The sequence below is a fragment of the Paenibacillus sp. AGC31 genome, assembly GCF_057334655.1.
The window spans coordinates 307,042-332,502 of the sequence record NZ_JBHFJH010000024.1; the positions used below are offsets into that span (position 1 = coordinate 307,042).

Annotated in this window: 22 protein-coding genes; 10 read left to right on the forward strand and 12 right to left on the reverse strand. The window is 47.9% G+C overall.

Translation table 11 applies throughout. The features are described 5' to 3' along the window. Positions 1-25: 25 nt before the first annotated feature. The gene (locus ACE04G_RS09130) at positions 26-946 is read right to left on the reverse strand and encodes an AEC family transporter (protein WP_017690279.1); all 921 of its coding nucleotides are present in this window, start codon (positions 944-946) and stop codon (positions 26-28) included. Between the two features lie 121 nt (positions 947-1,067). Here ACE04G_RS09130 and ACE04G_RS09135 point away from each other — a divergent pair, with 121 nt between their 5' ends. From ACE04G_RS09135 to ACE04G_RS09145, 3 genes are all read left to right on the forward strand, one after another. Beyond that, positions 1,068-1,583 (forward strand): mismatch-specific DNA-glycosylase, encoded by a 516-nt coding sequence (locus tag ACE04G_RS09135; RefSeq protein ID WP_339307171.1) that lies wholly within the window; start codon positions 1,068-1,070, stop codon positions 1,581-1,583. A gap of 202 nt (positions 1,584-1,785) precedes the next feature. Then, complete coding sequence (locus ACE04G_RS09140; RefSeq protein ID WP_221819001.1) at positions 1,786-2,361, forward strand: RNA polymerase sigma factor; 576 nt, start codon at positions 1,786-1,788, stop codon at positions 2,359-2,361. Continuing rightward, positions 2,339-3,961: a hypothetical protein gene (locus ACE04G_RS09145; RefSeq protein WP_449005273.1), complete on the forward strand. Its 1,623-nt coding sequence runs from the start codon at positions 2,339-2,341 to the stop codon at positions 3,959-3,961. Before ACE04G_RS09140 ends, ACE04G_RS09145 begins: the two co-directional genes overlap by 23 nt. A gap of 228 nt (positions 3,962-4,189) precedes the next feature. Here ACE04G_RS09145 and ACE04G_RS09150 read toward each other — a convergent pair whose 3' ends face one another. Next, the gene (locus ACE04G_RS09150) at positions 4,190-5,248 is read right to left on the reverse strand and encodes a LacI family DNA-binding transcriptional regulator (RefSeq protein WP_449005274.1); all 1,059 of its coding nucleotides are present in this window, start codon (positions 5,246-5,248) and stop codon (positions 4,190-4,192) included. Between the two features lie 114 nt (positions 5,249-5,362). Between ACE04G_RS09150 and ACE04G_RS09155 the strand changes: the two genes are divergently transcribed. Continuing rightward, positions 5,363-6,682: a glycoside hydrolase family 125 protein gene (locus ACE04G_RS09155; protein ID WP_449005275.1), complete on the forward strand. Its 1,320-nt coding sequence runs from the start codon at positions 5,363-5,365 to the stop codon at positions 6,680-6,682. 301 nt (positions 6,683-6,983) lie between these two features. Here the strand turns inward: ACE04G_RS09155 and ACE04G_RS09160 are convergent, their stop codons facing one another. Together ACE04G_RS09160 and ACE04G_RS09165 are read right to left on the reverse strand one after the other, a co-directional pair. Beyond that, positions 6,984-8,039, reverse strand: a complete 1,056-nt coding sequence (locus tag ACE04G_RS09160) for a Gfo/Idh/MocA family protein (protein ID WP_221819005.1) — start codon at positions 8,037-8,039, stop codon at positions 6,984-6,986. A 130-nt stretch (positions 8,040-8,169) separates the two neighbouring features. After that, positions 8,170-9,057: a sugar phosphate isomerase/epimerase family protein gene (locus ACE04G_RS09165; protein WP_221819006.1), complete on the reverse strand. Its 888-nt coding sequence runs from the start codon at positions 9,055-9,057 to the stop codon at positions 8,170-8,172. Positions 9,058-9,186: 129 nt separating this feature from the next. Between ACE04G_RS09165 and ACE04G_RS09170 the strand changes: the two genes are divergently transcribed. Continuing rightward, entirely contained in the window at positions 9,187-10,083 is an 897-nt protein-coding gene (locus ACE04G_RS09170; RefSeq protein WP_221819007.1) for an AraC family transcriptional regulator, read from the forward strand. A gap of 152 nt (positions 10,084-10,235) precedes the next feature. Here the strand turns inward: ACE04G_RS09170 and ACE04G_RS09175 are convergent, their stop codons facing one another. Continuing rightward, positions 10,236-10,919: a serine/threonine protein kinase gene (locus tag ACE04G_RS09175; protein ID WP_221819008.1), complete on the reverse strand. Its 684-nt coding sequence runs from the start codon at positions 10,917-10,919 to the stop codon at positions 10,236-10,238. A 414-nt stretch (positions 10,920-11,333) separates the two neighbouring features. Between ACE04G_RS09175 and ACE04G_RS09180 the strand changes: the two genes are divergently transcribed. Further along, positions 11,334-12,251: a PD-(D/E)XK nuclease family protein gene (locus ACE04G_RS09180; RefSeq protein ID WP_221819313.1), complete on the forward strand. Its 918-nt coding sequence runs from the start codon at positions 11,334-11,336 to the stop codon at positions 12,249-12,251. Further along, a complete protein-coding gene (locus ACE04G_RS09185) occupies positions 12,248-12,451 on the forward strand; it encodes a hypothetical protein (protein WP_339182516.1) in 204 nt (67 codons plus the stop codon). The genes ACE04G_RS09180 and ACE04G_RS09185 overlap by 4 nt, the downstream gene beginning before the upstream one ends. Here ACE04G_RS09185 and ald read toward each other — a convergent pair. Further along, positions 12,418-13,551 (reverse strand): alanine dehydrogenase, encoded by a 1,134-nt coding sequence (gene ald, locus ACE04G_RS09190; protein WP_237176695.1) that lies wholly within the window; start codon positions 13,549-13,551, stop codon positions 12,418-12,420. The genes ACE04G_RS09185 and ald overlap by 34 nt on opposite strands. 189 nt (positions 13,552-13,740) lie before the next feature. Between ald and ACE04G_RS09195 the strand changes: the two genes are divergently transcribed. After that, a complete protein-coding gene (locus ACE04G_RS09195; protein ID WP_449005276.1) occupies positions 13,741-15,411 on the forward strand; it encodes a PucR family transcriptional regulator in 1,671 nt (556 codons plus the stop codon). A gap of 59 nt (positions 15,412-15,470) precedes the next feature. Here ACE04G_RS09195 and ACE04G_RS09200 read toward each other — a convergent pair whose 3' ends face one another. Then, positions 15,471-15,761, reverse strand: coding sequence for a hypothetical protein (locus ACE04G_RS09200; RefSeq protein WP_221819011.1), 291 nt, complete (start codon positions 15,759-15,761; stop codon positions 15,471-15,473). A 319-nt stretch (positions 15,762-16,080) separates the two neighbouring features. Between ACE04G_RS09200 and ACE04G_RS09205 the strand changes: the two genes are divergently transcribed. Continuing rightward, positions 16,081-18,150, forward strand: a complete 2,070-nt coding sequence (locus ACE04G_RS09205) for an nSTAND1 domain-containing NTPase (protein ID WP_449005277.1) — start codon at positions 16,081-16,083, stop codon at positions 18,148-18,150. 47 nt (positions 18,151-18,197) lie between these two features. Here ACE04G_RS09205 and ACE04G_RS09210 read toward each other — a convergent pair whose 3' ends face one another. The 5 genes from ACE04G_RS09210 to ACE04G_RS09230 form a co-directional block, all read right to left on the reverse strand. Then, the gene (locus ACE04G_RS09210; RefSeq protein ID WP_486094393.1) at positions 18,198-19,907 is read right to left on the reverse strand and encodes a sigma-54 interaction domain-containing protein; all 1,710 of its coding nucleotides are present in this window, start codon (positions 19,905-19,907) and stop codon (positions 18,198-18,200) included. A gap of 526 nt (positions 19,908-20,433) precedes the next feature. Further along, positions 20,434-21,309 carry an SDR family oxidoreductase gene (locus ACE04G_RS09215; protein WP_449005280.1) on the reverse strand — a complete coding sequence of 292 codons (876 nt, stop codon included), beginning with the start codon at positions 21,307-21,309 and terminating at the stop codon, positions 20,434-20,436. A gap of 29 nt (positions 21,310-21,338) precedes the next feature. Further along, positions 21,339-21,818 (reverse strand): hypothetical protein, encoded by a 480-nt coding sequence (locus ACE04G_RS09220; protein WP_221819015.1) that lies wholly within the window; start codon positions 21,816-21,818, stop codon positions 21,339-21,341. Positions 21,819-21,946: 128 nt separating this feature from the next. Then, the gene (locus ACE04G_RS09225) at positions 21,947-22,504 is read right to left on the reverse strand and encodes a MarR family winged helix-turn-helix transcriptional regulator (protein WP_221819016.1); all 558 of its coding nucleotides are present in this window, start codon (positions 22,502-22,504) and stop codon (positions 21,947-21,949) included. Positions 22,505-22,678: 174 nt separating this feature from the next. Beyond that, positions 22,679-23,602: a proline dehydrogenase family protein gene (locus ACE04G_RS09230; protein WP_449005281.1), complete on the reverse strand. Its 924-nt coding sequence runs from the start codon at positions 23,600-23,602 to the stop codon at positions 22,679-22,681. Between the two features lie 292 nt (positions 23,603-23,894). Between ACE04G_RS09230 and pruA the strand changes: the two genes are divergently transcribed. Then, the gene (gene pruA / locus ACE04G_RS09235; RefSeq protein WP_076251309.1) at positions 23,895-25,442 is read left to right on the forward strand and encodes an L-glutamate gamma-semialdehyde dehydrogenase; all 1,548 of its coding nucleotides are present in this window, start codon (positions 23,895-23,897) and stop codon (positions 25,440-25,442) included. Positions 25,443-25,461: the final 19 nt, after the last annotated feature.

Here is a 25,461-nt window from a genome sequence, read left to right on the forward strand (position 1 = left end):
ATGGGTCATGGACTTATTTTTCATTTTAGAACGTTTTGGCATAAGAAATCAGTGCTGTTATCGTAATGATGTTAAGCAACGTTGAGATCAGCACCGTCTGGGCTGCAAAATCGGGTTCGTTATCGTATTCTTCCGCAAGGATGGATGCGTTGACACCGGTCGGCATACCCGAAGCGATAATGAGTGCCTGTGCAGCGATACCTTCCAACCCAAGCAGAAGCACAATTGAAATGCCGATAGCCGGGCCAATCAGAAGACGCAAAAATGTGCTAATATACACATCAAGACGGTACAGTTGAATTGGATATTTTACAATCTGTGCTCCGAGTGTCAGCAGCGCCACGGCAACCATACTTTGCTGCGCATAGGTTAGCGGCATGGACAGGAACGTAGGCAAGGGAACCTTCCACATGTGTAACAGAATCCCCAGCAAGAGCGCATATGGAACGGGCATTTTAAGAAATCCAATAATCACCGCACGGTAATTACCTTTGAGCTTCGCGCCCTGAATGGACAACACGCCATAGGTGAACGTCAGTAATGCCTGCAAAGACATGACCAGTGCCTGAATGGAAGAGGCGAGTGGATCGCCACGGAATACCAGTGCATTGATGGGCAGTCCATAGTTGCCTGCGTTATCCAGCATAATACTGTTGTTGAAGGCAGCCTTCATGCCTTTATTCATCCGAAGCGAGCGCGCAAATACAGAACCTACAATATAGAGAATTAATACATATATCGCGTAAAAGAGTGTCACGGTCCCAAGCAGTTCGCCCGACATATCCGAGTGGTACATGCTCATAAAGACGGCTGCGGGGGTAATACAATAGAAATTGATTTTGGCGAGTGTGTACAAGTCCAGCTTGAACACCTTTTGCATCCAGGACCCGACGGCGATCAGGAGAAAGACGGGCAGGACGACTTCAAGCATGATGTCTGCAATCATTAGTTCAGCTTCCTTTTTCATGAAAATTTCAATCCGATTTCGAAAATACTTTGCTTATTATATCATTTTATACACACACGAAAGATGTAATTAGTTAAAAAAGATAAGGGGGCTTCCCATCATGATTCCAGATCATCTGGATGTTGGTTTATCGATATTGTTTATTGGTTTCAATCCGAGCATTACGTCTGGAGAGACGGGTCATCATTATGCTTACAAAGGAAACCGGTTCTGGCGCATCCTTGAACGGTCGGGATTAACCCCGCGTTTATATGATGCACAGGAGGATGGAGAGTTGCTGAAGCTGGGATATGGATTCACGAATATTGTGGCCCGGCCCACCAGAGGTATGGAGGATATTACGAAGGAAGAGTACGCAGAAGGACGACAGATTTTACGGCAAAAGTTGGAGAAATACCGACCGGACATCGCTTGTTTTGTCGGAAAAGGTGTATACACCCAGTACAGCAAGCGTACCAAAGTGCAATGGGGATTCCAGGACGAACCGGTCGTCAAGGAGATCCAGGAGTTCGTCGCTCCATCGTCCAGTGGACTCGTGCGTATGTCGATGGATGAGATTGTGGCGATCTATTCACAGCTTGCTGATTTTGTCGGGGAGAAGAACAGGGAAGATTAAGAGGCAAGAACAAGTGCAGCTCCAAGGTCATCTATAGAGTGAATCGTGCTGCGGAATTAACATATGTGTATTCAGAGTTCACCCATTCGGCTTCGCCGATAAGGGCGAATTCTTTTTTTTGGATAAAGTGAGAGGTTTCGGGAACGGCTTCCGTCTATATAGTACAGAACCATGCATGGAAGCTGTAGAGAAGGGGGATTACATGACTCAACAGATACCGGAGGAGGAGCTTATTCAGTGCATTGTTGCAGGGGATAAGCAGTTGTTCTCCGTGCTTGTGGATCGATATAAAAATAAAGTCTACGGCATCATGCGCGGAATGGGCGCGAGTCATCCGGATGCACAGGATCTCGCTCAGGATACATTCATTCGTATCTATCGTTATCTCCCGTCGCGGCGGGAGGGAAGAAGTTTCTCGTCGTGGGTGTACACCATTGCGGTGAATCGGATGAGGGATTTTATACGGGAAAAGAAACCCGTCATGTCTCCGGTCGATCAAGGGATCGAACCCGTCAGTAATGAAACACCTGAAAAGCGTGTGCTGCATAAAGAGATGCAGCGTGAAATATATCGACAGCTCGAACAGTTACCTGAATCGTATCGCCTGGTGTTATTACTGAAGTACACAAACGAGTTGAGCTATGAAGAGATTGCAGACATTACAGGTATGAGTTCAACCAAAGTGCGCAATGCCCTTTATCGCGGGAAAAAAACGCTGAGGAAGCTAATGGAACGCAAAGGAGGTTTAGCCACGTATGAAGCCTATTTCAAAGGATGAAGATCGGTTGTGGGAAGAGCATTTGTACCGTGAGGAGCCGGACGCAGATTTTACGCTTAAGGTCATGCAGAAGTTGGATGGCGTGTCTATGGAAAGTGGAGAAGACGAGCATCCATTCGTGAAAAAATCCATGAGAACGCATTGGATGCGTCGGACTGGAATCGCCGCAGCGGCAGTTGTGATTCTTGCCGGAGGAGCCTGGTTTGCTTTTGACCGTACAACAGAGCCACCCTCCCCCTCAGTGAGCGCTGTGGATCGCCCTCCGCTACCGAATATGCCTGTGCCGGAAGCATTGAAATATTCCTATTTTGCGGATGATTATAAACGTCTTAAACCTCTTGGACTTGTGGTTAATCCGGATATCAATATCAATGACCAGGGCTACACGCTTAAAATTGAAGACGTGCTTGTAGACCGATCTCATATGGTAATGACCATGCAACAAACAACACCTGATGGATTAGGGTTATCACGGTCACTGTCTGCGATGGGGAGAATTCATGTTACGGATGAAGAGGGGCGACAGGTTGCCACTCTTGCAAGAGATACCAGAACTAAGGGTTCCGTAACTGAACGATTGTTATTCCAGTTCCATGATGAAATTCCGGATCAAGTGGTCGTGCGGGGTGAACTGCGTAATTTAAATGTGGGCAGCTATTATGATTACGAGAAGAAATCCTACGAAGATAGAGAAGTTACGGTGGATTGGAGCTTCCAATTCAATATCGATATGACCAAAGCTAAATCATTGGCTGTTGAAAATTCTATGGATAACACATATACGACGCCAGAAGGGCTCAAGTTCGATATGACCCAGCTTGTACGTACGCCAAACGGAACCCGGCTTGACCTGAATGTAAGTCTGGATAATGAACTTCGTGCCAAAGTTGATGAGGATTGGGCAAATGATATGGACATTATGTATCATATCGAAATCCCTGAAAAAAATGAGTATCGAATATTCAATGGGAACAGACCGGATACACGTGAAGCCAAGTTCCGTCTTCGAGATTTGAGCGAACTGAACCAGAACGGTGGTCAGTTGAAGTTGTCTGAGACATGGGACCCTGCTTATGTTACGGTGGATGCGAAGAAAATTCGCTTTGTCCTCGATGGCTACACCATCCCGGTGTGGGAGGAGAAGTCCGTGGAAGTGGATTTGGAAAAGATGCGTAAGGATGCTGAATTCTACACCTACGTACTACAGTTTGAACAATTTGGAGATGAAGTTTTATTTTCCAAATACAATTATTGGCCAGTGCAGCAATCATTAAAGCTACCTGAAAGAAACTTTGAAGGGACCTCTTCTCTTGTTTTGGAGGGATCAGGGACTTTCCAAAATGATATTAATGGAGATCAATGGGTGGCTATAGATCATGAAGGAAAGGAGTATCCCGTTGAAGTGATGGGAACTACGAATCAGCCTAATAAAAACAATGAAGAATACATCGTAGATGATCTCAGGTTGATTATCCATGGTTTTAAAAAAGAGAATGGAACGAAATTCACTTTGAAACGAACTGCAGTTAACCGAGAGGTCCGTGATGTGAATTGGGAAGTAGATCTTCCGTCGTACGATAGCCTGCCTTGGCTGAAATAACCAGTAGTACAATTCTCAGACATGAAGTAAATGAAGCTTCGAGTGGATGATATGAGGATGGATCAACAGATTTAAGTGTAGATGTATAGACATATAAGGATATAAGCCTAATATACGAAAGAGGCCCTGCATAATGGTATGCGGGGCCTCTTTCGTATGCACCAGACTCAGGGGACAGCAAATACCTAACGAATCCATCTTCAGAAAAGTGCAGTTACCCTTTCCAAATTATGCCGATTCCCTTGGAATCAACGTGGTCGATAACATAACCGTCTCTTTAGGCGTCCCAGGGCGTTCAATCCGGCGCTGTAAAGCCTCCACCGCACGTTGCCCAAGCTCCTCTTTGCACAGATTAACCGTGGTCAGAGGCGGGGAGGACGTAACGGCAGAATGTACATTGTCGATACCGATGACAAGGCAATCTTTAGGTGTAGAGATGCCTATCTCCTGTAATTTGTGCATCCATTGCAAGGCGATATCATCATTAACACCAATCCAGGCATCAGGGCGCTCGTCATCTGGCATGTTTTGAATTTTGGTGGCCAATTGGTTAACCCATTCCCCGTTCTCATACGGAATGTTCCATTCTCTGAAGCTGGTCGTATGACTGGTGTCCACATGGAAATGGTTCAAAGCCAACTCAATCCCGATTTTCCGCTGCGCAAAGCTGGCAGCACGACCATCATCTGTGATGAGGCCGATCCTTCGGCAATTCATAGATATTAGATACCTCGCGACGGTGATGCCAGCTTCCAGATTATCATGGCTGATCGTATCACAATTCAGCAGGGGTTCCTGATGATCTACCAGAATAATAGGCCGACCCGTCTGAGAGAGCCGTTGCAGAACTGTATGAGGAAAAGCCCCCATGACAATAATCCCAGCACATCGTTCCCAGTCCAAATGAGGAGCAATGGCTTTTTCGGGAGAGGTGTTCTCGTCCATCACTCCGAGTGAGGGAGATACAATCGCATGATGCCAACCGCGCTCATTACAGGCGGAGATCATGCCTGACAGAACACGTTGCCAGTAGTGGGGTTCACCGCGGTTGAGCTGATTCATGCATATGAGAGCGAACGGTGGATCGGACGAATCTGCATGGTTTGCAGCAGGAATATTGTTAGCACCTGGAGTACTTTGGCGATATCCTAAAGCACGAGCGAGTTCCAGAACTCGTGCGCGTGTTGCTTCACTGACACCCGTCTTGCCACTGAGTGCGCGGGAGACGGCATATTTGGATAATCCGAGCTGGTCAGCCAGCGTCTGAATGGATACTTTGCGTGACATATCATTACTCCTTCATTTGACGATCATCTTCTGACACAGTACACTTACAAATAATAATGTTATTATAAATTATCATAACAAAAATAACAATAGAGTTGTAAGGAGACGACATCCATGGAACAGTTCAGATTACCGAAAATCCCTATGCCACAACTGGAATTGCCACAAGCTGTGCAGGATATTCTTACTGAGGCGGACGAGCGTTTGCAACATCGACCGAGATTGCTTGCTCAGTTTCGCAATTGTTTTCCGAATACACTGGAAACGACCACGAAGCTGCTGGATGATGGAACAACCTTTGTGATTACAGGGGATATTCCCGCGATGTGGTTAAGGGATTCCGTAGAGCAGGTCATGCATTATGTTCCGCTTGCCAAGGGTGACGAGAAGTTGCAGCGTATTATCGGAGGCCTAATCAAACGGCATACGTTCTATGCTGATATGGACATCTATGCTAATGCATTCAATGAAACGGCGAATGGATGGCATTGGGATGCCAATGATGAGACGGAGATGTCACCTTGGGTGTGGGAACGGAAGTTTGAACTGGATTCCCTCTGTTTCTCTATGAAGCTGGCTTATACATATTGGCAGGAGACTGAACTTACAGATATATTCGATGAGCGCTTCAAGAAAGTGATGGAGAATATCGTACACCTGTGGGAGACAGAACAGCATCACTCAGAGCGTTCACCTTACCGGTTCATGCGCCGTAATTGTCCAGCCCATGATACGCTGCGTAATGAAGGATTGGGTATGCCTGTGAATTACACGGGGATGATCTGGTCCGGATTTCGTCCGAGTGATGATGCCTGTGATTTTCATTATAATATTCCGGCGAACATGTTCGCTGCGGTAACCTTGCGCCAGATGGGGGAGATCGCGAAGTGGGTGTTCAGGGATGAACAACTGGTAAGCCGGATGGCTCGTTTGGAAGAAGAAATACGACATGGTATTGCCCTGTACGGTACTTACCGTCATCCAGAGTATGGGCAGATTTATGCCTATGAGACGGACGGTTACGGTAACTTTTGTCTGATGGATGATGCGGGCACGCCTGGGCTGATGTCCATTCCGTATATCGAATATGCTTCGATTGAAGACAGGGTGTATCAGAACACACGTCGATTCATTTTAAGTAAGGAAAATCCGTTCTACTATGAAGGGAAGGTAGCCAAAGGTATAGGTAGCCCTCACACCCCTCCGGGATACATCTGGCATATGGCGCTATCCATGCAGGGTCTGACCGCAGACAATGACGAGGAGATGCTAGCGATGATTGAATTGCTGGAGAACACGGATGCGGGTACTGGATATATGCATGAGGGCTTCCACGCCGATGATCCAAACACGTTCACTAGACCATGGTTTGCTTGGTCCAACAGTCTGTTCTCGCAGTTAGTGTACAAGGCAATGAAAAAAGGAATTCTATAAAAGATGTAGTTCAAAAAAATAATTGCTCACTGCCTGCAAAGTGGCCGTTCCGGTTACGAATCGTTCTTTCGATCGCTGTTATCCCCGGATTTCCTGATCGACTTCTGTAAAGTCGAAATCCGGTGATAAAGGCGAACACTTCGTTTCTTCAGAATCGATTTCGTCCCCTACACTACTTCGTGTTTTGTCAGAAACTTTTTTGTACCTTGTATAGGCAAGGGGAGTAGGTAAAAACAAGAAAGCCCAAACTGCTGAACTTTGCAGTTGGGCTTTGTTTAATATGAAAAACACAGGCGCTTCGCTATGTGTTTTTCAGTAGATCGGCGATGAAGACTTTCTGGCCTGTGCGTGCGCTTTCCAAGGAAGCGAGGACCATGGCCATGCTAAACTGGTTATCGCTGCAATCGGTCTCAGGCAGTCGGCCGGATTCCAGTGCGGCGAACATGTCTTCGAGACAGCCGTGATGACCTGTTTTGTCCATGACAGGCAGTTCCGCTTCAATCCGCTCACTTGGCTGGAAAAAGGATGGTTTGCCGTCAGCATCCAGGCTTTGCGCAGTAAGCACCTCAGCATAGATGTCATCATGACCATCCCAGATGGCGGTTCCTTTTTCACCGATTACGCGCCAGCTTGCTTCCCATGATGTGGGTACACCTTCTGCGCACCAGGATCCGCGATAGTTGAATACGGACCCGTCGGACATCTCAAATATACATAACGCCATCGCATTGCCCTGATACCAGGAACCTGGAGGATTGAACTCATGGCAGTATACCGATACCGGGTTGGCTCCGAGAATATATCGTGCCTGATCAAACGTATGTATCGCCATATCGAGCAGCAGCGGACTATCCATCAGATCCCGGAATCCGCCGAAGTGTGGCCCGAGGAAAAAGTCAGCCCCTGCGTAACCTACCTGCCCTATAGCTCCGCCGGAAATGAGGTGCTGGTAGGCGCGGATACGCGGATCAAAACGGCGATTCTGCATGACGGCTTGAATGTGTCCTGTGCTGCGAGCGGTTTGCACAATATCTGTGCAATCGGAGAAGGACTCTGCCAGTGGTTTCTCGCCAAATACATGACATCCTTCCTTCAGCGCCGTCATGGCAATGCCGTAATGACTCGCCGGAATCGTGACATCAAATACGATATTAGCACCAGTCGCTTGAATGGCTTCACGGATATCGGTGAACGTGGGGCAGGTGAGGCCATGTCTTGTAGCAAAAGCAAGGGCTGTCTGTTCATACAGATCGACCAGTCCCACGATTTCTGTATCTGACCTTTGCAAGGCATAGTCCGCCCACGTGTTTGCCATGGCACCGCAGCCAGCGATAATTACCCGATAAGGATGAGTCATGTTCTCATCTCCTTCGCATGGATTGTGTTATACAGCTCGCATTGTTTTCGAGAAATGAGGAATAGATAAATTAAGGTTGTTATCCAACCTCAAGCCAGCAGTAAATTAGGTTTAAGTTGAGGTTGGTTTCCTATACCGGATTGGGCACAAAATCGCCGCCGCGGCATTGTTTCAAATATCGCAAAGCATGCACCTGTCCGGTCATTTCGAGTTCGTCTTTGTAGACGGGATCATGCCAGCCTTCAATATCAATCGTGCCCTGATAACCGTTCTGACGCAGAATGGTGATAATGTCTGCCCAGTTGTTATCCCCGAAGCCGGGTGTGCGGTGCCAGACAAATTCCCGTGGGCCATGCACGCCGTATTCCTTGACAATATCCCAGGCAATCGTGGCATCTTTGCCATGTACGTGGAAGACTTTATGAGCCCATTTGCGTAGCTGTGGAATAGGATCAATCAGGCTGGACATTTGATGGCAAGGCTCCCACTCCAGGCCTACATTTTCATCCGGAACAGCATCAAACATCATCTCCCAGGCCGTCGGATTATGGGCAATGTTCCAGTCGCCTGTCTGCCAGGTTCCACCCATATCACAGTTTTCAAAAGCAATGCGTACACCCCTGTCTGCTGCCCGGCGTGCCAGTTCACCAAATACTTCCTTGAACCGGGGGATGGACTCGTTAATGGGTTGATCGGTCAGACGTCCGGTGAACCCGGAGACGATATCTGCACCGAAGAGCTGTGCGTGATCAATCACCCGCTCCCAGCTTGCCAGTGTATCGGCGTTGTCTCCGGCTCCCGTTAGCGGGTTACCAAATACACTCACCGAGGAGATGACAATGCCTTGTTCGTCCACAATTTCACGGACACGTTTGGCTGTCTCTGCCAGGTCCAGATCACCAGTCGTTTGCCAGAAGGTCAGGTTAAATGATTCGAAGCCGTGTTGCATGATCTGCGGGATAACGCGGACGGCGTCCTGCCCGCCTACAAGGGTACCGATGCGTAATGATTTATTCATGGTTGTATTTCACTCCAATATTGGCTTATAGTACTTCGTGACACACTCATTATAGCCGTGGATTAACGGGATGGCTCTAAACAATCTTGTGTAATAATAGTCGGATCTTGTGAAGAGGGGGAAGAAGTCGTGCTGGATCTGAAAGCGCTTCACGAAAATACCCGAATTGATCATAAATCACATCCATTTCAGTTGTTCCAAAATCGGTGTTCAGATATGAAAGCTGAAGAATGTATTCTGTATTTGCATTGGCATGAACACTTTGAACTGATTGTTATGCGCAAGGGCAGTGCGCTGTTTCATATTGATAGCAAACCTTATGTGGTTCGAGCAGGTGAGGTCATCATCATTCCTGGAGGTACACTGCATGTCGGATATGCTCTGGATGAGGGGGATGTGCATTATGATTCCGTTGTAGTGAACCGTGCACTGTTCCATGATTTCACTCATGATCCTGTGCATGAGCAATATGTCGCGCCGTATTTGGAAGGAAGAGTGAGGTTTCCGGTCAAACCGACAGAAGAAAACACAGCCTGCACAGGCTATTATTCTTTGCTGAATGAAGCTGTGGAGGAAATGGCGTTACAGCCCCCGGCTTATCAGCTCGTGGTGAAATCCAAGCTGCATGCCTTGTTCACCCTGCTTGCGCGTACCTTTATGCCGCAGCAGCTACCGGATAAAACGGTCGGATCATATTTTCCAAACCGCGAACGTTTCAAACAGTTGATTGCACAGATTGAAGCGGACCCCACAGGTAAGATGTCTGTTACGGAAGCGGCAAGTCATGTGGGATTGAATGCGTATCACTTCTGCAAAATGTTTAAAAAGCTGACCGGACGTACTTTTGTGGAATACGTGAACGGGTGCAGGATGAGTGAGGCAGAGCAGCTGCTGCAAGGCAGTAGTCTGACCATTACGGAGATCGCCGCCAGAGTTGGCTGCGACAACGCCAACTATTTTACCAAGTTATATAAACAATACAAGGGCATGACCCCCTCGCAGGGACGTGGAAGAAAAGAAGATTGAGCACGACCAGTTTACCAGTAGTCTCGAATAAAATGTCTATAAAGATGGTTGTGACCCTATGAGAATAACCCGGATAAAGGCCTCTTCAAGGCTATTATCCGGGTGGTTTTGATTCAATAATATCAAGACAATTATCTACGTGTACAACGTGCTCATTTCATAAATCTGGAGAACAATCTATTCGCTTTCTTGGCGAGGTCGTCCATTTTGACATTGGCATGATCGAGTTGATTGTATCCCCATTTGATCGTTTGCAGCATGCGTGGAGATATGGGCGTTCCTTTGATTCGTGGATAGATGTTGTGATAGGCCCAGACCAGATGCTCCCAGCGATTGTCATTGCCGTCTTGAATATACTCGGAGACGTCAATTACTTTCCCGCGTCCGTTCTGGAGGATTACATTTTTCAGATGAATGTCACGAGGGTTCAGCCCGCGGCTGCGAACGGCTTCTCGCGCTGCGTCCACATCGAGCATGACCTGCTCGGGGACGGGGATTCCTTTTTCCAAACATTCCAGCAAGGTATCCCCAGGTTCAAAACTGATCACGAGTACATTCCGGCCGCTGCCATAATAGGTAGGGAAGTATGTCAGGCCTTTGAGCTGCTCGTATACCTGTTTTTCATTTTCGAGTTTGTCCAAGGCATGATCCGAGTACATCTTGAAGGCATACTGCGGCAAGCCGTCATACGTAAATACAGCCGCATCCGTACCTGTGCCAATGCAATTCAATCCTTCTACATCGCCGATGATGTTCACGAGCTCATTCCGGTCGCTTCCGATGACTTGGATCTGTTGTAATGCTTCTTCCGCCTGGAACCAATCCGGTCGATTCATGGGTAGTGCCTCCTTTTAGGATATGCCTGTACAATTTTTTTATAAAATAAACACGTTCTACAATCGAAAAAAGACTAATTAGCGTGTCTGGGGTTCGTTAGTTTCCATAAAACCTCATAATCCACGTGATAAGGTGTGTGAGATTCGTTAGCGCGGGCCCCCACTGGCCCTGGGTTAGACCCATACTAACATCCCGGTCTGGGATTCGCTGCCCTCTATGGAGTATATTAAGCGTTCTGCTCCGCAATTTCATCTTTTGGTGATGTTACTATATAAACGATACGGATCGAATCGGAAACGGTTGCGTCAGAAGAAAATAACGGAAGCATGCTTGCGGCAATGTTGCCCGGGCTTTATACTGTGAGCATTAAGGGATCTCATGCAGATCCGGCATACAGAAAGGCAGAATACCTTATGGCACAATACCCGCAATGGTCTTATTCGCAGTCGCGGGCGAGTATGTTCGATGAGTGCCTGCGCAAATATTATTATCATTATTACGGTGCCCATAACGGCTGGAAGGCAGACGCTGCTGATGAGATGCAGGTTCGTCTGTACCGTCTGAAGCAGCTCAGCAATCTGTATCTTGTCTTCGGGGACCTCGCGCATCGGATGTGTGAGTCGGCGGTACGCAGCAGGGAAGAGGGCAAAGATAAACCGCGTGAACACTTCCTGGAACAGACGGTACGCAAGCTGCTGAATCAGGCGTATGTGGAATCCATGGACGCGGATCAGTGGCGGCTGAACCCCAAGAATCGCACGATGCTGTCCGAGATCTATTACGGGGATGATACGTTGAATGACCGGATTGCCACGATTAAGGAACGGGCTTCGGCCTGTGTCAGTAACCTGTACCAGACGCTTACGTGGGAGGACTTGTCCCGGGCAAGTACGGACATTTTGGAGATCGAGAAATGGGATACCATGATGCTGCACGATACGCGCGTGTATGTGAAGATGGACTTATTGTATCGGCGCAGTAACGGTAATATCGTCATTGTGGACTGGAAGACGGGCAAGGAAGATGACTTCTCGGATCAGCTAATGCTATACGCATCCTATGTGAGAGAACACTACCGGGTTCCCTTGGAGCAGATTGAGCTGCGAGTGGAGTACTTATTAACCGGAAAGCACCGAGAGTTTACAGCGACAGAAGAGGATATCCGGAAGGTGGAGGAGAACGTGGGTCGTTACATTGAGGAGATGCGATCCTGCGTGGAGGATGAGTATTATAACCGTCCCAAGGACGTCACCTACTTCACAGCGATGCCTTCGCACCGGTCCTGCCGGGATTGCAACTTCCGCGAAGTGTGCAGTGAGCGAGCAGTTTGAAGCGCCAAAAACCGGAGCAACCTAAAGGCCTTATACCAACCAACAAGCTATCCTATGTGAAAAAAATCAAGAAGCGCAAGCCGGGAACATCATCTGCCCGACTTGCGCTTCTATTGCGTTCCACAGGCCTGGCGACAAGGCGCCGGATGGAACGATCATATCAAGATCACTGGACAGCGGCGGTATTCTCCAGCGCCTGACCCGCAGGAACATAGGCATGCCCGAGATCCCGGGCGACCGCCTCATACGTGATGTGTCCATTCAGCACGTTAACCGCGCTGCGAATGGACGAACTGCCGCGAATCGCGGCGGCTGCACCGTGGTTCGCCAGCTGCAGCGCATAAGGCATGGTGGCGTTGGTCAGCGCCACCGTGGACGTCCGCGGCACGGCGCCTGGCATGTTCGCCACCGCGTAATGCACGACGCCATGTTTCACATAGGTCGGTTCATCGTGGGTTGTGATATGATCAATGGTCTCAACGATCCCGCCCTGATCAATCGCCACATCCACAATGACCGAACCCGGTGCCATCGTCTTAACCACTTGCTCGCTGACAAGCGTTGGTGCCTTGGCGCCCGGAATCAGCACCGCACAGATCAACAGATCTGCCGCCGCAACAGCTGTTGCGATGTTGGATGGGCTGGATACCAGCGTGTGGATCTGATTGCCGAAGATATCATCCAACTGGCGCAGACGATTCAGATTCAGATCAAGGATGGTCACATCGGCGCCAAGACCAATAGCAATTTTGGCTGCATTTGTTCCGACTGTACCGCCACCAATAATGACCACTTTCCCCCGACTGACGCCTGGTACACCGGACAACAGAATGCCTTTTCCACCTTCCGTTTTCTCCAGTAGTTGTGCTCCGATCTGGGAGGCCATGCGGCCTGCAACTTCACTCATAGGGGTTAGCAGGGGGAGGGTATTGTTAACCTCCAACGTCTCATACGCAATAGCCGTTACCCGACTTTTAATAAGGGCTTTGGCAAGCTCGGGTTCCGCTGCGAGGTGCAGGTATGTGAACAGAATCAGTCCCGGACGAAAATATCCATATTCACTGGCAAGTGGTTCTTTCACCTTGATGATCATATCGGCTTCGGTCCAGACTGACTTGGCATCAATCCGAATCTCGGCGCCCGCAGCTTGATATTCATGATCCGTGAATCCACTGCCGATCCCCGCGCCTTGTTCAATCAGTACCTGGTGACCGGCTCTGATGAAATCAGCAGCCCCGGCCGGAGTCATTGCTACACGATTCTCATTGTTCTTGATTTCTTTGGGAATTCCGATTCTCATCACCATGCACCTCGTCCATTTATTGGTTGTTAGATTATACTACAAGTTTATGACTTGAATAATCGTTTTGCACCTTACTTGATGTCTAATTTTTAGGAATCGAACTCAACATATTGTCGAAAAAGACTGTTCAGGACATTTGTCCATAGATTATAATGTAAGAAAAAATAACACAAAGAGGGATCGATATTGCGAAATGACCGTGTGTTTACGATCAAAGATATCCTTGCACGTCCAGTATTTGGCCGAGCACGACTAGCGGCAGGGAAGGATGGAGTGAACCGTCAGGTTGGTTGGGTTCATGTATTGGAGATTACAAATGTATCTCCATTCGTAAGCCCCCATGATCTTATTTTATCCACTGGACTGTGGCTTCAATCGGAAGAAGGGCGCGAAGAGTATCTGCTTCAGCTCATTGGCAGTGAGGCAGCGGGGCTATGTGTGGAGTTTGGTACCAGCATATACGGAATCCCGGAAGAACTGATTGAACTGGCGAACAGACACCAGTTTCCGCTGATCGTATTTGAACAACCGGTCCGTTTTGTCGAGATTACACAGGATATTCACTCTCTGCTCATTAATCATCAACACCAGTTGCTGAAAAGTCTGGAAGCATACTCCCGTCAGCTTCAGCAACGAACATTACAGAGTACGGATATGTCTGCTGTGCTGAACCTGCTGCATGAGTATGCTACCAAACCGGTGGTGTACATTTCGTCCATGGAGCCAGGCAGTTTTGTGCCCGAACTTGTTCCGGAGATGGAACAGGCCATCTATACCTGGTATGAGCATGAGGTAGAACATCTGGATTTGAATGATTCAGATACCGAATTATGGTTCCACATCGACGAAGAGAAGGCTCTGCTGTGTCATCCGGTCGTCTGTTTTGGCCAGGTATTTTCGGCTGTAGGCATGATTGTGCATCCCGCAGCTCCAGTCGAATATCTCAAGCTGTTGCTCGACTATACAGCGAAGGCGGCGGCAGCGCTCACGCTTCGTTCCCAGTTTCTTGAGGAGAAGATGGTCCGCAATCAGAATGAACTGATCCAGGATCTGATGAATGGCAACATCCATCAGGAGGAACAGGCTCAGACTAGAATGGGGCTTCGTTTGCTGGTGAAGGGACAGTACTGGTTTGCCGGAGGGGTCATCGAGATTGAGCATCGATTGAAGGGTACAGGCCGGGAGAGAATGGAAGCCAATCATCAGGATGTTCTTGTCCTGCTGCGTTCCCTGCTCAAGAAGAACAATCTGCCTAGCCTGATTATGCTGAAGAACAACCAGGTATATCTGTGCTGTGCGAAGGAAGCGGTAACGGCTGCTGCACGTCATCAACTGCTGCGATTGCTGGAGGGGATTACCCAGGACGTGAAACGGTTTGCGAGCCGTAACTTGAAACAGGTTATGATTCATGTGGGATTTGGCAAGTTACGCAACCGTTTGACCAGCCTGCCGGAGAGCCTTCAGGAGGCCTATCAGGTGATCGAAGTTTCAAGATCGGTAGATCTGATGGAACATGTTCACTTTTACGAACGTATGGGTATATATCAAATGTTAAAAGCGTTACCCCAATCCTTCCTGCAACCCTTTGTCCAAGATCACCTGGGTATGTTGATTGAACATGACCAAACGCATCACCTGCGATTGGTGGAGACGTTGGATGCTTACCTGCAGAACTTTGGTTCCAAACGGGATGCAGCTGCCCAGTTATTTATTCATCGGCAAACGTTGTACAACAGGCTGGAGAAGCTGGAAGAACTGATGGGTCCAGGTTACATGGATCAAGGGAGAAGAATCTGTCTGGAGATGGCGTTACTCGCGCACGCGATGATTGAGAATGGGCAGTGGCAATCCTCTTGATGGGGTGAAAGGGATGTAAGACAGACTGTGCACCCATCTTACACTACCTTGTGCACAGTCTAGCAGTTTTTACTGATCCGCCGAGTCCGTTGTAACGAGGCGGGAAGGTGTTGCAGGGTAGGAGTGGAGCGTCGGCCCCGATATAGCTTCGTTTGACCGGAGGAAGGTGCCAGTGATAAGGAAGATGGTGCAGCCAGCCGATACGGAGGGGATGACCGGTCAGGGCGTCCTTCCGGTTCTGCGTCGTTGTCCTCCATTGAAATGCCACTTTGGTGCAGCCATTCATTAAGTCGTTTGGGATTGATTCCGAGTTGTCCGCTCAGATTACAGATATCGAGGTTTATTCTCACACAAATCCGCCTTTCCTGGAATATCGGGCTGGTAGTAGGGTATGAAAGGGAAGCATGAATTCGAGATCAGTAAATACTCATGTAACATGTTGATTGCAGTTTGATCGGCGGAATGATCCATTATGATAAGAAATAATGCGGAGGCGTTTATGTATACCTTGTTATACGTTTCCATGTCCGCTGTTTTGAATATTTCCATTAAATTGGCTTTTAACAAGATTCTATCACTTCACATGCAATTGCGCGTCTCAATATAGTCTCAATTTTGTGAGAGAAAAAAGTATATTAAAAGTACCAGTATCTAGTACGGAGGACATATATGGGAAACAGTAGTGAGGCGAAATACGACAAATATGTTGAGGATGGCAAACGTTTCATTGGTCGAACCAAGGAACTGACGACACTGGAGCGGTGGTTCAATCATCCGGAAGCCCCATTAACCATATTTTCAATTACGGGCATGGGAGGCATTGGTAAATCTTCCTTGCTTTCAGAGATGTTATCTGTCTCTCGGGATCGAGGTGCGACGGCAATATGGATGGATGGTCGATCATGTGGGGCAACTCCTTCCGTTTTTATGGATTATTTGTCCTCTACATTAGGCTTGGAAACAATGGATAGTGAAGGATACCCACGACCATTGAGTCTGCTGAGAGACACATCGATCGAGAAGAGATTGGTCCTGGCCGTGGATAATTATGAAGAGCTTGCTCTGTTAGAAAGCTGGTTCATGGAAGTCTTTGTATCCAAACTTCCGTTAAGAGGGATACTTGTCATTCTTGCATCACGCCCGGAACTGGCGTCCACCTGGCGGACACATCCCCGATTACATCAGAGGTTTATACAGATGCGGCTTCAACATTTCACAGTGGATGAGATTACGGAATATATCACGTTGGCAGGCTTTCTGGATCAGGGGATGGCAGGTACCATTACGCGAATGACCGATGGACATCCGCTGGGGCTGGCCCTTGCTGTAGAAGCTGCGGATCAGAGGAGGAATCTTCCTCAGTCCGAATGGGCTGAGCTATCACACATGATCAGTGCACGATTATTATTGGAACTGACCAATTCCCATCTACATCCCATGGTGGAGGTACTGACACTGATTGAGACAGCCAATCAGGAATTGTTATCATCTGTCCTGGACATGACTGTGACGCAAGAAGACTACCACATGCTGAGACAGATGTCGTTTATCCGTTCCAGTCCGGATGGTCTTGGACTGCATGACATGGCCAGGGTGCATCTGCTCCGGGATTTTCGACAGCGTGAGCCACATCGGTTGCAGACAATGCGTATCAAGATTGCGAAGCTGCTGAAACCGCTACATGAACACGCAGGGGCTCATGAGCGTCGTCAAATCGCCCGAAAGATGCTGCTGCTCTGTCAGGAATCCATGCTTCAATACCGCAAGTACGCAGACGTGTCTCGTGATTCCCTGTTCTCCCCTCTTGAGACGATGAGAAAAGAGGATCTGCCCGCTCTGCACAGCTTGTTACAGCAATGGTGCGAGTACAGCGTGGAACCATGGCAGGCTGTGTCCTACGGTCCCTTCCTGGATGAGTTGGCACACCGTTATCCTGAAGGAATCGTATTGATGCGTGACAAGCTTGGGGAGACAATCGCCATGTTCATCACGGTACTTGTACATAGGGGTAGTAGTGAGCTGCTTTTGAAATATTTTCCGAATGAGATGCAGGAATGCTTCACTCTACAGGAGCTTGAGAATGACCCCGATCAGAGTGATACTCACTTTGCATTGCTGGCTGCGGCAAGAGATGATGTGCCTGGTTATACACGAGAAGAACTGGTGGGATACATGGCACTTGATCGACTATCTCTACTGGGTGATGGTGCGAGAGCGATGCTCGTTGCAACGAATCCTCACCTGAAACTATTTTTGCAAAGTATTGGATTCCAGATGCGAAGAACCCGCACTCGTGTCTGTGACAGATTCGAGGACCGGGCGGACATACTTGATTTGGATTTGCGTAGCGGGCAATTCGGAGAGTGGGTCATGTCTCTGCTTGATCCGAAATCAACAGAAGATCGTATACAGCCGGAAACAACAGAAGTGGATGGTGTTATCTGGACTGAACAGGATGTTCGCAAGATGTTGGGGGATCTTCGTTCCCCGGGAGAATTGCATGAATATGCTGACAGGGTTAGAGGAGTAAAGGATGGAATCCAGTTACAGCTGTATGTCATGGATCTGTTGGAAGGCAGAGTGCATGGCCTATCTCCACAGGATCAGATGCTGTTATACGCGGCCTACTGGACGCATGCTGGCAATCCAACTGCCGCAGCCCAGACGTGTTCCATGAGTCGGGCGACATTCTATCGCCATCTCAGAACAGCGCTGACTCGCTTGGCGCGGATTTTGTAGGGTTCTATTCGTTCATCATACCGATAATGACGACAAGAAGAGGCTGGTCATAGACCAAGCCTCTTCATGCGGTTATAGAGTGTTGCCCTGGAGATGCCAAGTTGCTTGGCGAGTGTTCGTTTGTTGCCACCTGCTGCTTTCAGATATTGAATTAGAAGTTGCGCCTCATAGGTGTCCAATTTTTGCTGGTAGGTAACACCCGAGACAAGTTCGGAATCATTCGAGGGATCTAATTCGTCCACATTTGCAATGGATCGAGGTTCTGGTTCTGCTCCCGCCGAATCCTGACGTTGCTGATTTTCGTTGTTGGCATATGAATGAATTCCGGATGTCAGTTGAACTTCGGACTGTTCATGCATGGTGAGGGAAGTGAGGGTATCAGGCAGGTATTCCTGCTTCACCTCACCATCTGTCGTCAGAATGGTCAGGCGTTCGATCACATTTCGTAATTCACGTACATTGCCTGGCCAATCATATTGGAATAGCAATTTGAATACTTCGGGTGGAACCAACTCAATATGACGGTTATACAGCAATGAGAATTCTTGAAGGAACGTTTGGGTTAATTCATATAGATCTTCCTTGCGCACACGCAGAGGAGGGATGACAAGATTAATAACATTCAGCCGATAGTAGAGATCTTCTCGGAATTGATTGCGGGCAATCATACTCCGTAGATTCTGATTGGTCGCAGCGATAATCCGGCAGTCGGCCTGTTTCATTCGCGTTCCCCCCACAGGAAAGTAACTCTTCTCCTGCAACACCCGAAGCAGTTTCACTTGCAATTCCAATGGCATCTCACCGATCTCATCCAGAAAAAGAGTACCCCCTTCGGCAAGTTCAATCTTGCCCTTTTTGCCTTTGGGATCCGCTCCGGAGAAGGCGCCTTTTTCGTAGCCGAATAATTCACTTTCGAACAAGGAAGCGGGAATTGCCCCGCAGTTAATCGCGATGAACGGTGCCGTCTGCAATTCACGAAGATCATGAATGGCTTTGGCGAATAACTCCTTGCCTGTGCCACTCTCCCCGAGAATAAGTACGGTTGCTGAGGTGGTGCTGATCTTGCGAATGGTCTCCAAACACTGGTGAATCACTGGGCTGCTGCCTTTGATGCGAGCAAAGGGATCTGTGTCAGGACGCAGTCTGGCAACGGCTTTTTCCAGATGTTGAACTTTGGATGTCATATGTAATAGTTCCTGATGTAATCGGATTTCAGTTGTTATATCCACTTCGGCAGCAACTGCACCCACAATATGTCCATCCAGTTGGACAGGACGAGCATTAATCAGGGCGAACAGGTCGGGCCGTGGCTGATGCTGTTTGCGATAGACCGTTTCGCCGGTATACAACGTCTTGAGAGACTGAAGTCGATCAGGCGGAAAAAAGTCTGCCGCAGGCTGTCCGATAATATCATTTTTGCTGATCGAAAAAACATGCTCCGCGCCAGTTGTCCAGTAGGCCACCTTGGCATCTTCATTAATTAATGTCAGAGCTGAACCCGCTGTCTCCAGTGTGGTCTCAAAATAAGCTTCTATTAGGCGATGTGCATGCATCATGGCATGCAGGACATCGGATACCACGATATATCCCAGTACGGGTCCTTCATCCTGAACGAACAGATAAGAAGATGTGTCGAATAAGGAGATGGCATCTACCAGCGATGTCGATGAAGGGATGCAGGGGGTGGGGAGGACTGTATCCAGAGTACCCATATCCGTGCGCAATAAAGACATTAAATCTGGAAGTAAATGTTTCATCGGTATCACCTCAGTTTGGGCATAACTTTCAGAACTGTACCTGTTACAAGGAACTCTTATGATCGGAGTATATGGAAATATTTGAGTGAGATAGTTATCCATAGTATAGCTTTCAAAGTGAAGTGTGTATAGATTTTTTGACATGAATCATACATAAGGCAATCGGAAATCGTGGTTGATTTTTTTGTAATGCTGGGGACTACGCGGTATTTTTCATCGTTGCCCAATCCAGGAATGATCATTATCACTGCTACATCAAGTGATGTACTGACATTACGGAATCATTCCAGTGCATCGGCAGTTGATCTGCAGACCCTTGCAAGCGGAACACAGATCAATGCGAATGCTTCTATCCTAATGCTACAATTAAGTGGTTAACTTTTGAATAATAAATGGGTGTGTCCAGAAAAATAGACATTTAAATTGTGGTTCTCATTAAAAACATTATTATCGCCTATGATTCCTGTAGATCTCATAGTTGTTTGTCCATAATTCTTTATGACTTTTCGTTATTCTATAACTTGGTTTACAGCCTTGGTTTAAATGCATCTCGATGCTCTCTCAGGAATACATCAAGCGAGCGCGGCGCTCTGCCAAGCAAGCGTTGAACGATATCCGTCGGCTTCTCTGGTACAACGGTAGACATCGTCTGAATTTCTACCACGTGGTCTGCAAGCCAAGGAGGCATCTGTCCATGTTCGATCAGATCCGTTCGAAGCTCCTCGGGTTTGAGGTTGAGGAATCCGATTGGCCGATTGAACAGGGTGGACATTTTATCTGCAATCTGTGCATAAGTGAATGCTTCGGAACCCGTCAGCGTATAGATGCGGTTCACTGGTTTGTCTCTAGTCAGCACTTCTGTGGCAATATCTGCGATGTCTCGGCAATCAATGAAGTTGCACGGGGAATCTCCAATGCAGCCGAAGAATACATCTTGGGTTGTAATGGTTGGTGCGAGTCGGAGCAGATTTTGCATAAAAGCATAGGGGCGCAGCATTGTATATGTCATCCCGGATTTCACTAGAGCTTGCTCAATTTGTTCATGCCAGCCTGCTACAGTTACTGGTGAACGTTCGTCATATGCTGGGCTGGATATTTTGACGACATGCTCCACTCCCTCTTGCGCAGCCATCTGAATAATGGATGTCTCTAGTTCCACTTGTTTAGGGTTGTTGGATAACGCTAGAAATAGTTGACTGGTACCCGCCAAAGCTCTGCGCATGGATTCGGAATCATTTGCATCGGCAGCACAGATTTCAATCCCGGACAACGCCAAGTCCGCCATTTGTTGACGAAGCTTATCCGGCTTTCGACTTACTGCCCGAACGGGAATACCTCTTTCCATCAAACGTCTCAAAAGTGCATTTCCAATCATCCCTGTTGCTCCAATAATAGTAATCATGTTTCAATCTCTCCTTATAATGAACTTGTTTATTTGATAATGTAAGCTCGCCAGCGCCATGTCATGATCGTACAAGCTATTGCACCGGACAATGGAAAATCGAACCCAATATGATCCAACCAAGCCCATGAAGAACTCGGGTTTACGATCTGCAATACATTAGAAATCCCCCACGCCGCCACCAAGCCAAACCCTGCGCCTGCAAGTGCCAAGCAGCCCACGACAATGATCCGGGGTGCTTTCGCCACCCACCGTGTGCGGTTCTTACGGTTACGAAGCCAGAGTCCGGCCCATAGAGCCATAAGCAGAGACGCCCCTCCAATCGTTGTTAAAGCTCGTAACTGAAGGACTTTATCAGCGGTAACGATTCCCCCGATGCTTGCCATGATGGCAGGAGACAAGTAGGCCGGAATTAATTCACGCCACAGTACAAAAGGTTTTGGGGGAGGATTAGCGGCTCGGTTTGGATAAGCTTCCTCGGAATGAATGGGGTCATTAAGGTTAACCATATCACTACTCCTTTTTTTGTTTAGAGATCACTGATTTGCTTTCATTTATATATAATTAGGAGCCTAACTATATGGGGGTGAAAATGGGCTAGTTGAACTAGCCCGGTTCACCTTTCTTTGTTATGCTCCTAGGATTTTGGTTCGGAGAAGTCGTGTGACTCATCTGTAAGTGCAGTAATACCTTGTGTTACACGCCCCAGCAGGTTGAGAAACACACTCCTTTCCTCGATCGTAAGTAATCCGACCATCGCTTCCAGTCTGGCAAAATGTTCCGCAGCCATATCCGTTAGCTTCTTCGCACCTTTGGCGGTCAAAATGACTGACTTCTGACGACCATCAACAGAACTCGTCCGACGAGCAACCAGTCCGTCGCGTTCTAAAATCTCGATTAGACCAGTTACGGTAGCACGGGTTACACCCAGATTTTCCGCCAGTTGGGAGGGCAGTTCTTCTCCTTCGTGATCTTCAAGATCTGCCAACAGACGATATCGTCCTGTCGATAAACCAAATCTGGAGAAATGGATTTCCGCAGCATGCCCAAGTTTGGCTCCTGCTACCATCAGTCTGGATGCGACAAGCACGGCTTGTGCATCCACGTCCAATTGATAGCGATCAACCTGACGCTTCGTTTGTACTAACGAAGGGATGAGGTACATATCAGTTGTTGATTTGTTTTGATTGTCCATGAATATAGTATGGCGCCTAACTATATAGTTGTCAACTTTTGTTTAGACCATTCGTCAAGTTGGATGCTCTCGTAAAGTGTTTGCACAGAAAAAACCATGTGCCCAGAAAGAAAGAGGCAGCATGGTTTTATTTTTGCTGTTTTTCATATATATATTGATCCAGCTGGAAACTAACTATCGGAACATATTCTTAACGACCATCCAGAGATTAGCCGGTTTTTCGGCCAAACGGCGGGTATAGTACGGATACCACATGGTGCCATAAGGAACGTAACAGCGAATGCGATAGCCTTCTTTGGCGAGACGTTCCTGTTCGCTCATGCGCAGACCATATAACATCTGGAATTCAAAGGCATCCGGCGAGATTCCCCGATCCTTGGCGTATTGTTTCGTCCAGTTAATGATGTGATCATCATGTGAGGCAACCGCAGTGTACACACCCTGATCGAGGTGATTACGAATCATCGTTTTGAATTGATGAATGACTTCAGAAGTACTCTGATAGGCGACTGATCCGGGTTCTTTGTAAGCACCTTTAACCAGACGAAGTCGAATGCCTTCCCGAATCATATCACGTGTATCTTCTTCGGTGCGATGCAGGTAGGCTTGCAATACTGTGCCAGTATTATGCAGTCCTTCCGAGTGCAGTCTTCGCACAATATCCAGCGTTGCTTGAGTAAATGGACTATCCTCCATATCAATTCGGACAAATAGATCATGCAATTTGGCTTGTGCGGCAACGGTACGGATATTTCGATAACCCTCTTCCGGGTCAAGTGCGAGGCCCATCTGGGTTGGTTTTAGCGAGACGTTGGAGTCTACGCCTTCACGTGCAATGCCTTCTACCAGGCGTACATACTCATCCCTGTACAATGCCGCTTCGCTCAGGCGGGTGATGCCTTCGCCCAGATGATCGAGCGTAGCCATAATGCCTTTATTATTGAGTATGTGGATCTCTTCGAGAGCTTCTTCCAAGGTGTTTCCTGCAATAAATTTGCCTGCCAGCTTCTTACCATATCTAATGGACAGGTTCTCTACAGCTTTGTTGCCTGCCACGGTTAATAAGGTTTTGCGATATATTTCCGTTCCCACACTCATTTTCGTTTCCTCCTTCAGCATTGTGCATCCTTAATTCAAGCAAGAAACGTGCCAGATTTGGCGATGGTCTACTATTTTTTATGAGAATTATCTATTTAAATTGAATTTGGAAGGTTATTCTGTCATCGGAGTGGGCCGTGTGAATTTTCTTTAGTTAAATTTAACGAGAAAAATATTTCAATCCCAACCGGAGTTGGCACGGATTTTGCTACATATATTTGGTGATGAGTAACATGCAACATAATTCAGGCGAGCAGCCAGCGAATCCCACATCCTGAAGGAGGAATCATTGATGAATATCCCTTTTGTTAACGAACCATTCACACCTTTTGCGGTCCAGGCGAACCAGGAAGCATTTGAAGACGCACTTCGTCAGGTAGAAGCTGAACTTGGGCAGGAATACCCGATCATTATTGGTGGGCAAAAAATAACAAGCAGCCGCACGTTAACTTCCGTGAACCCCGCAGCCAAGAATCAAGTGGTCGGAACGATCCATCAGGCAGATCAGGAATTGGCCGAAAAGGCCATTCAGACAGCGGCGGAGACATTCCACACATGGAAACATACTGACCCGAATGAACGGGCTCGTTATCTATACAAAGCAGCTGCCATTATGCGTCGTCGCAAGCATGAATTCTCTGCATGGATGGTCTATGAAGCTGGCAAGACTTGGCCTGAAGCAGATGCGGATACAGCGGAAGCCATTGATTTTATGGAATTCTATGCACGGGATATGCAGCGACTGAGTGAACCGCAGCCCCTCGTGCGGATTGCAGGAGAAGATAATGAACTGAGTTATATACCGCTGGGTGTGGGTGTTGTTATTCCGCCTTGGAACTTCCCACTGGCAATTATGGCAGGCATGACCTCTGCTGCACTGGTATCCGGCAACACGGTGGTATTAAAGCCGGCCAGCACAACTCCGGTGATTGCCGCGAAGTTTATGGAACTGCTCGCAGAAGTTGGCCTGCCGGATGGCGTCGTGAACTTTTTACCAGGACCAGGCAGCGAAGTGGGCGATTATCTCGTGGATCATGCGCTCACCCGGTTTATCAGTTTCACCGGTTCCAGAGATGTAGGACTGCGAATTAATGAACGTGCAGCACGTACAGCTCCAGGTCAGAAGTGGATCAAACGGGTTATTGCAGAAATGGGCGGCAAGGATTCCATCGTAGTAGACAGCGACAGTGATCTGGAACTCGCGGCAGAGTCCATTACCGCTTCGGCATTTGGTTTCTCAGGACAGAAATGTTCGGCGTGTTCCCGCGCCATTATTCATAAGGATGTATATGATGAAGTATTGCAAAAAGTGATTGAACGGACACAGAAACTGACGATGGGCAGTCCACTTGAAGTTGGCAGTCAGGTTGGGCCGGTTATCGATGACAAGGCATATGCAAAGATCACGGAATATATTGAAATCGGCAAGGGTGAGGGGCGTCTTGTGCACGGTGGCGGTACAGGGAACGTTGAAGGTTATTTCATTGAACCAACTATCATTGCCGATGTTGACCCGAAAGCCCGAATTGCTCAGGATGAGATTTTTGGACCTGTGCTTGCGTTCATCAAAGCAGAATCCTTTCAGGATGCATTGGATATCGCCAACAATACAGATTATGGTCTGACCGGCGCGGTGATCTCACGTAATCGTGAACATCTGGAACAGGCAAGACGCGAATACTTTGCGGGTAATCTGTATTTCAACCGGAAATGTACCGGAGCACTGGTAGGCACACATCCATTTGGCGGATTTAACATGTCAGGCACGGATTCCAAGGCAGGTGGAAGAGACTATCTGCTGTTGTTTACCCAGGCGAAGCTGGTGTCGGAGAAATACTAGTCAGAATCCCATGATCCGA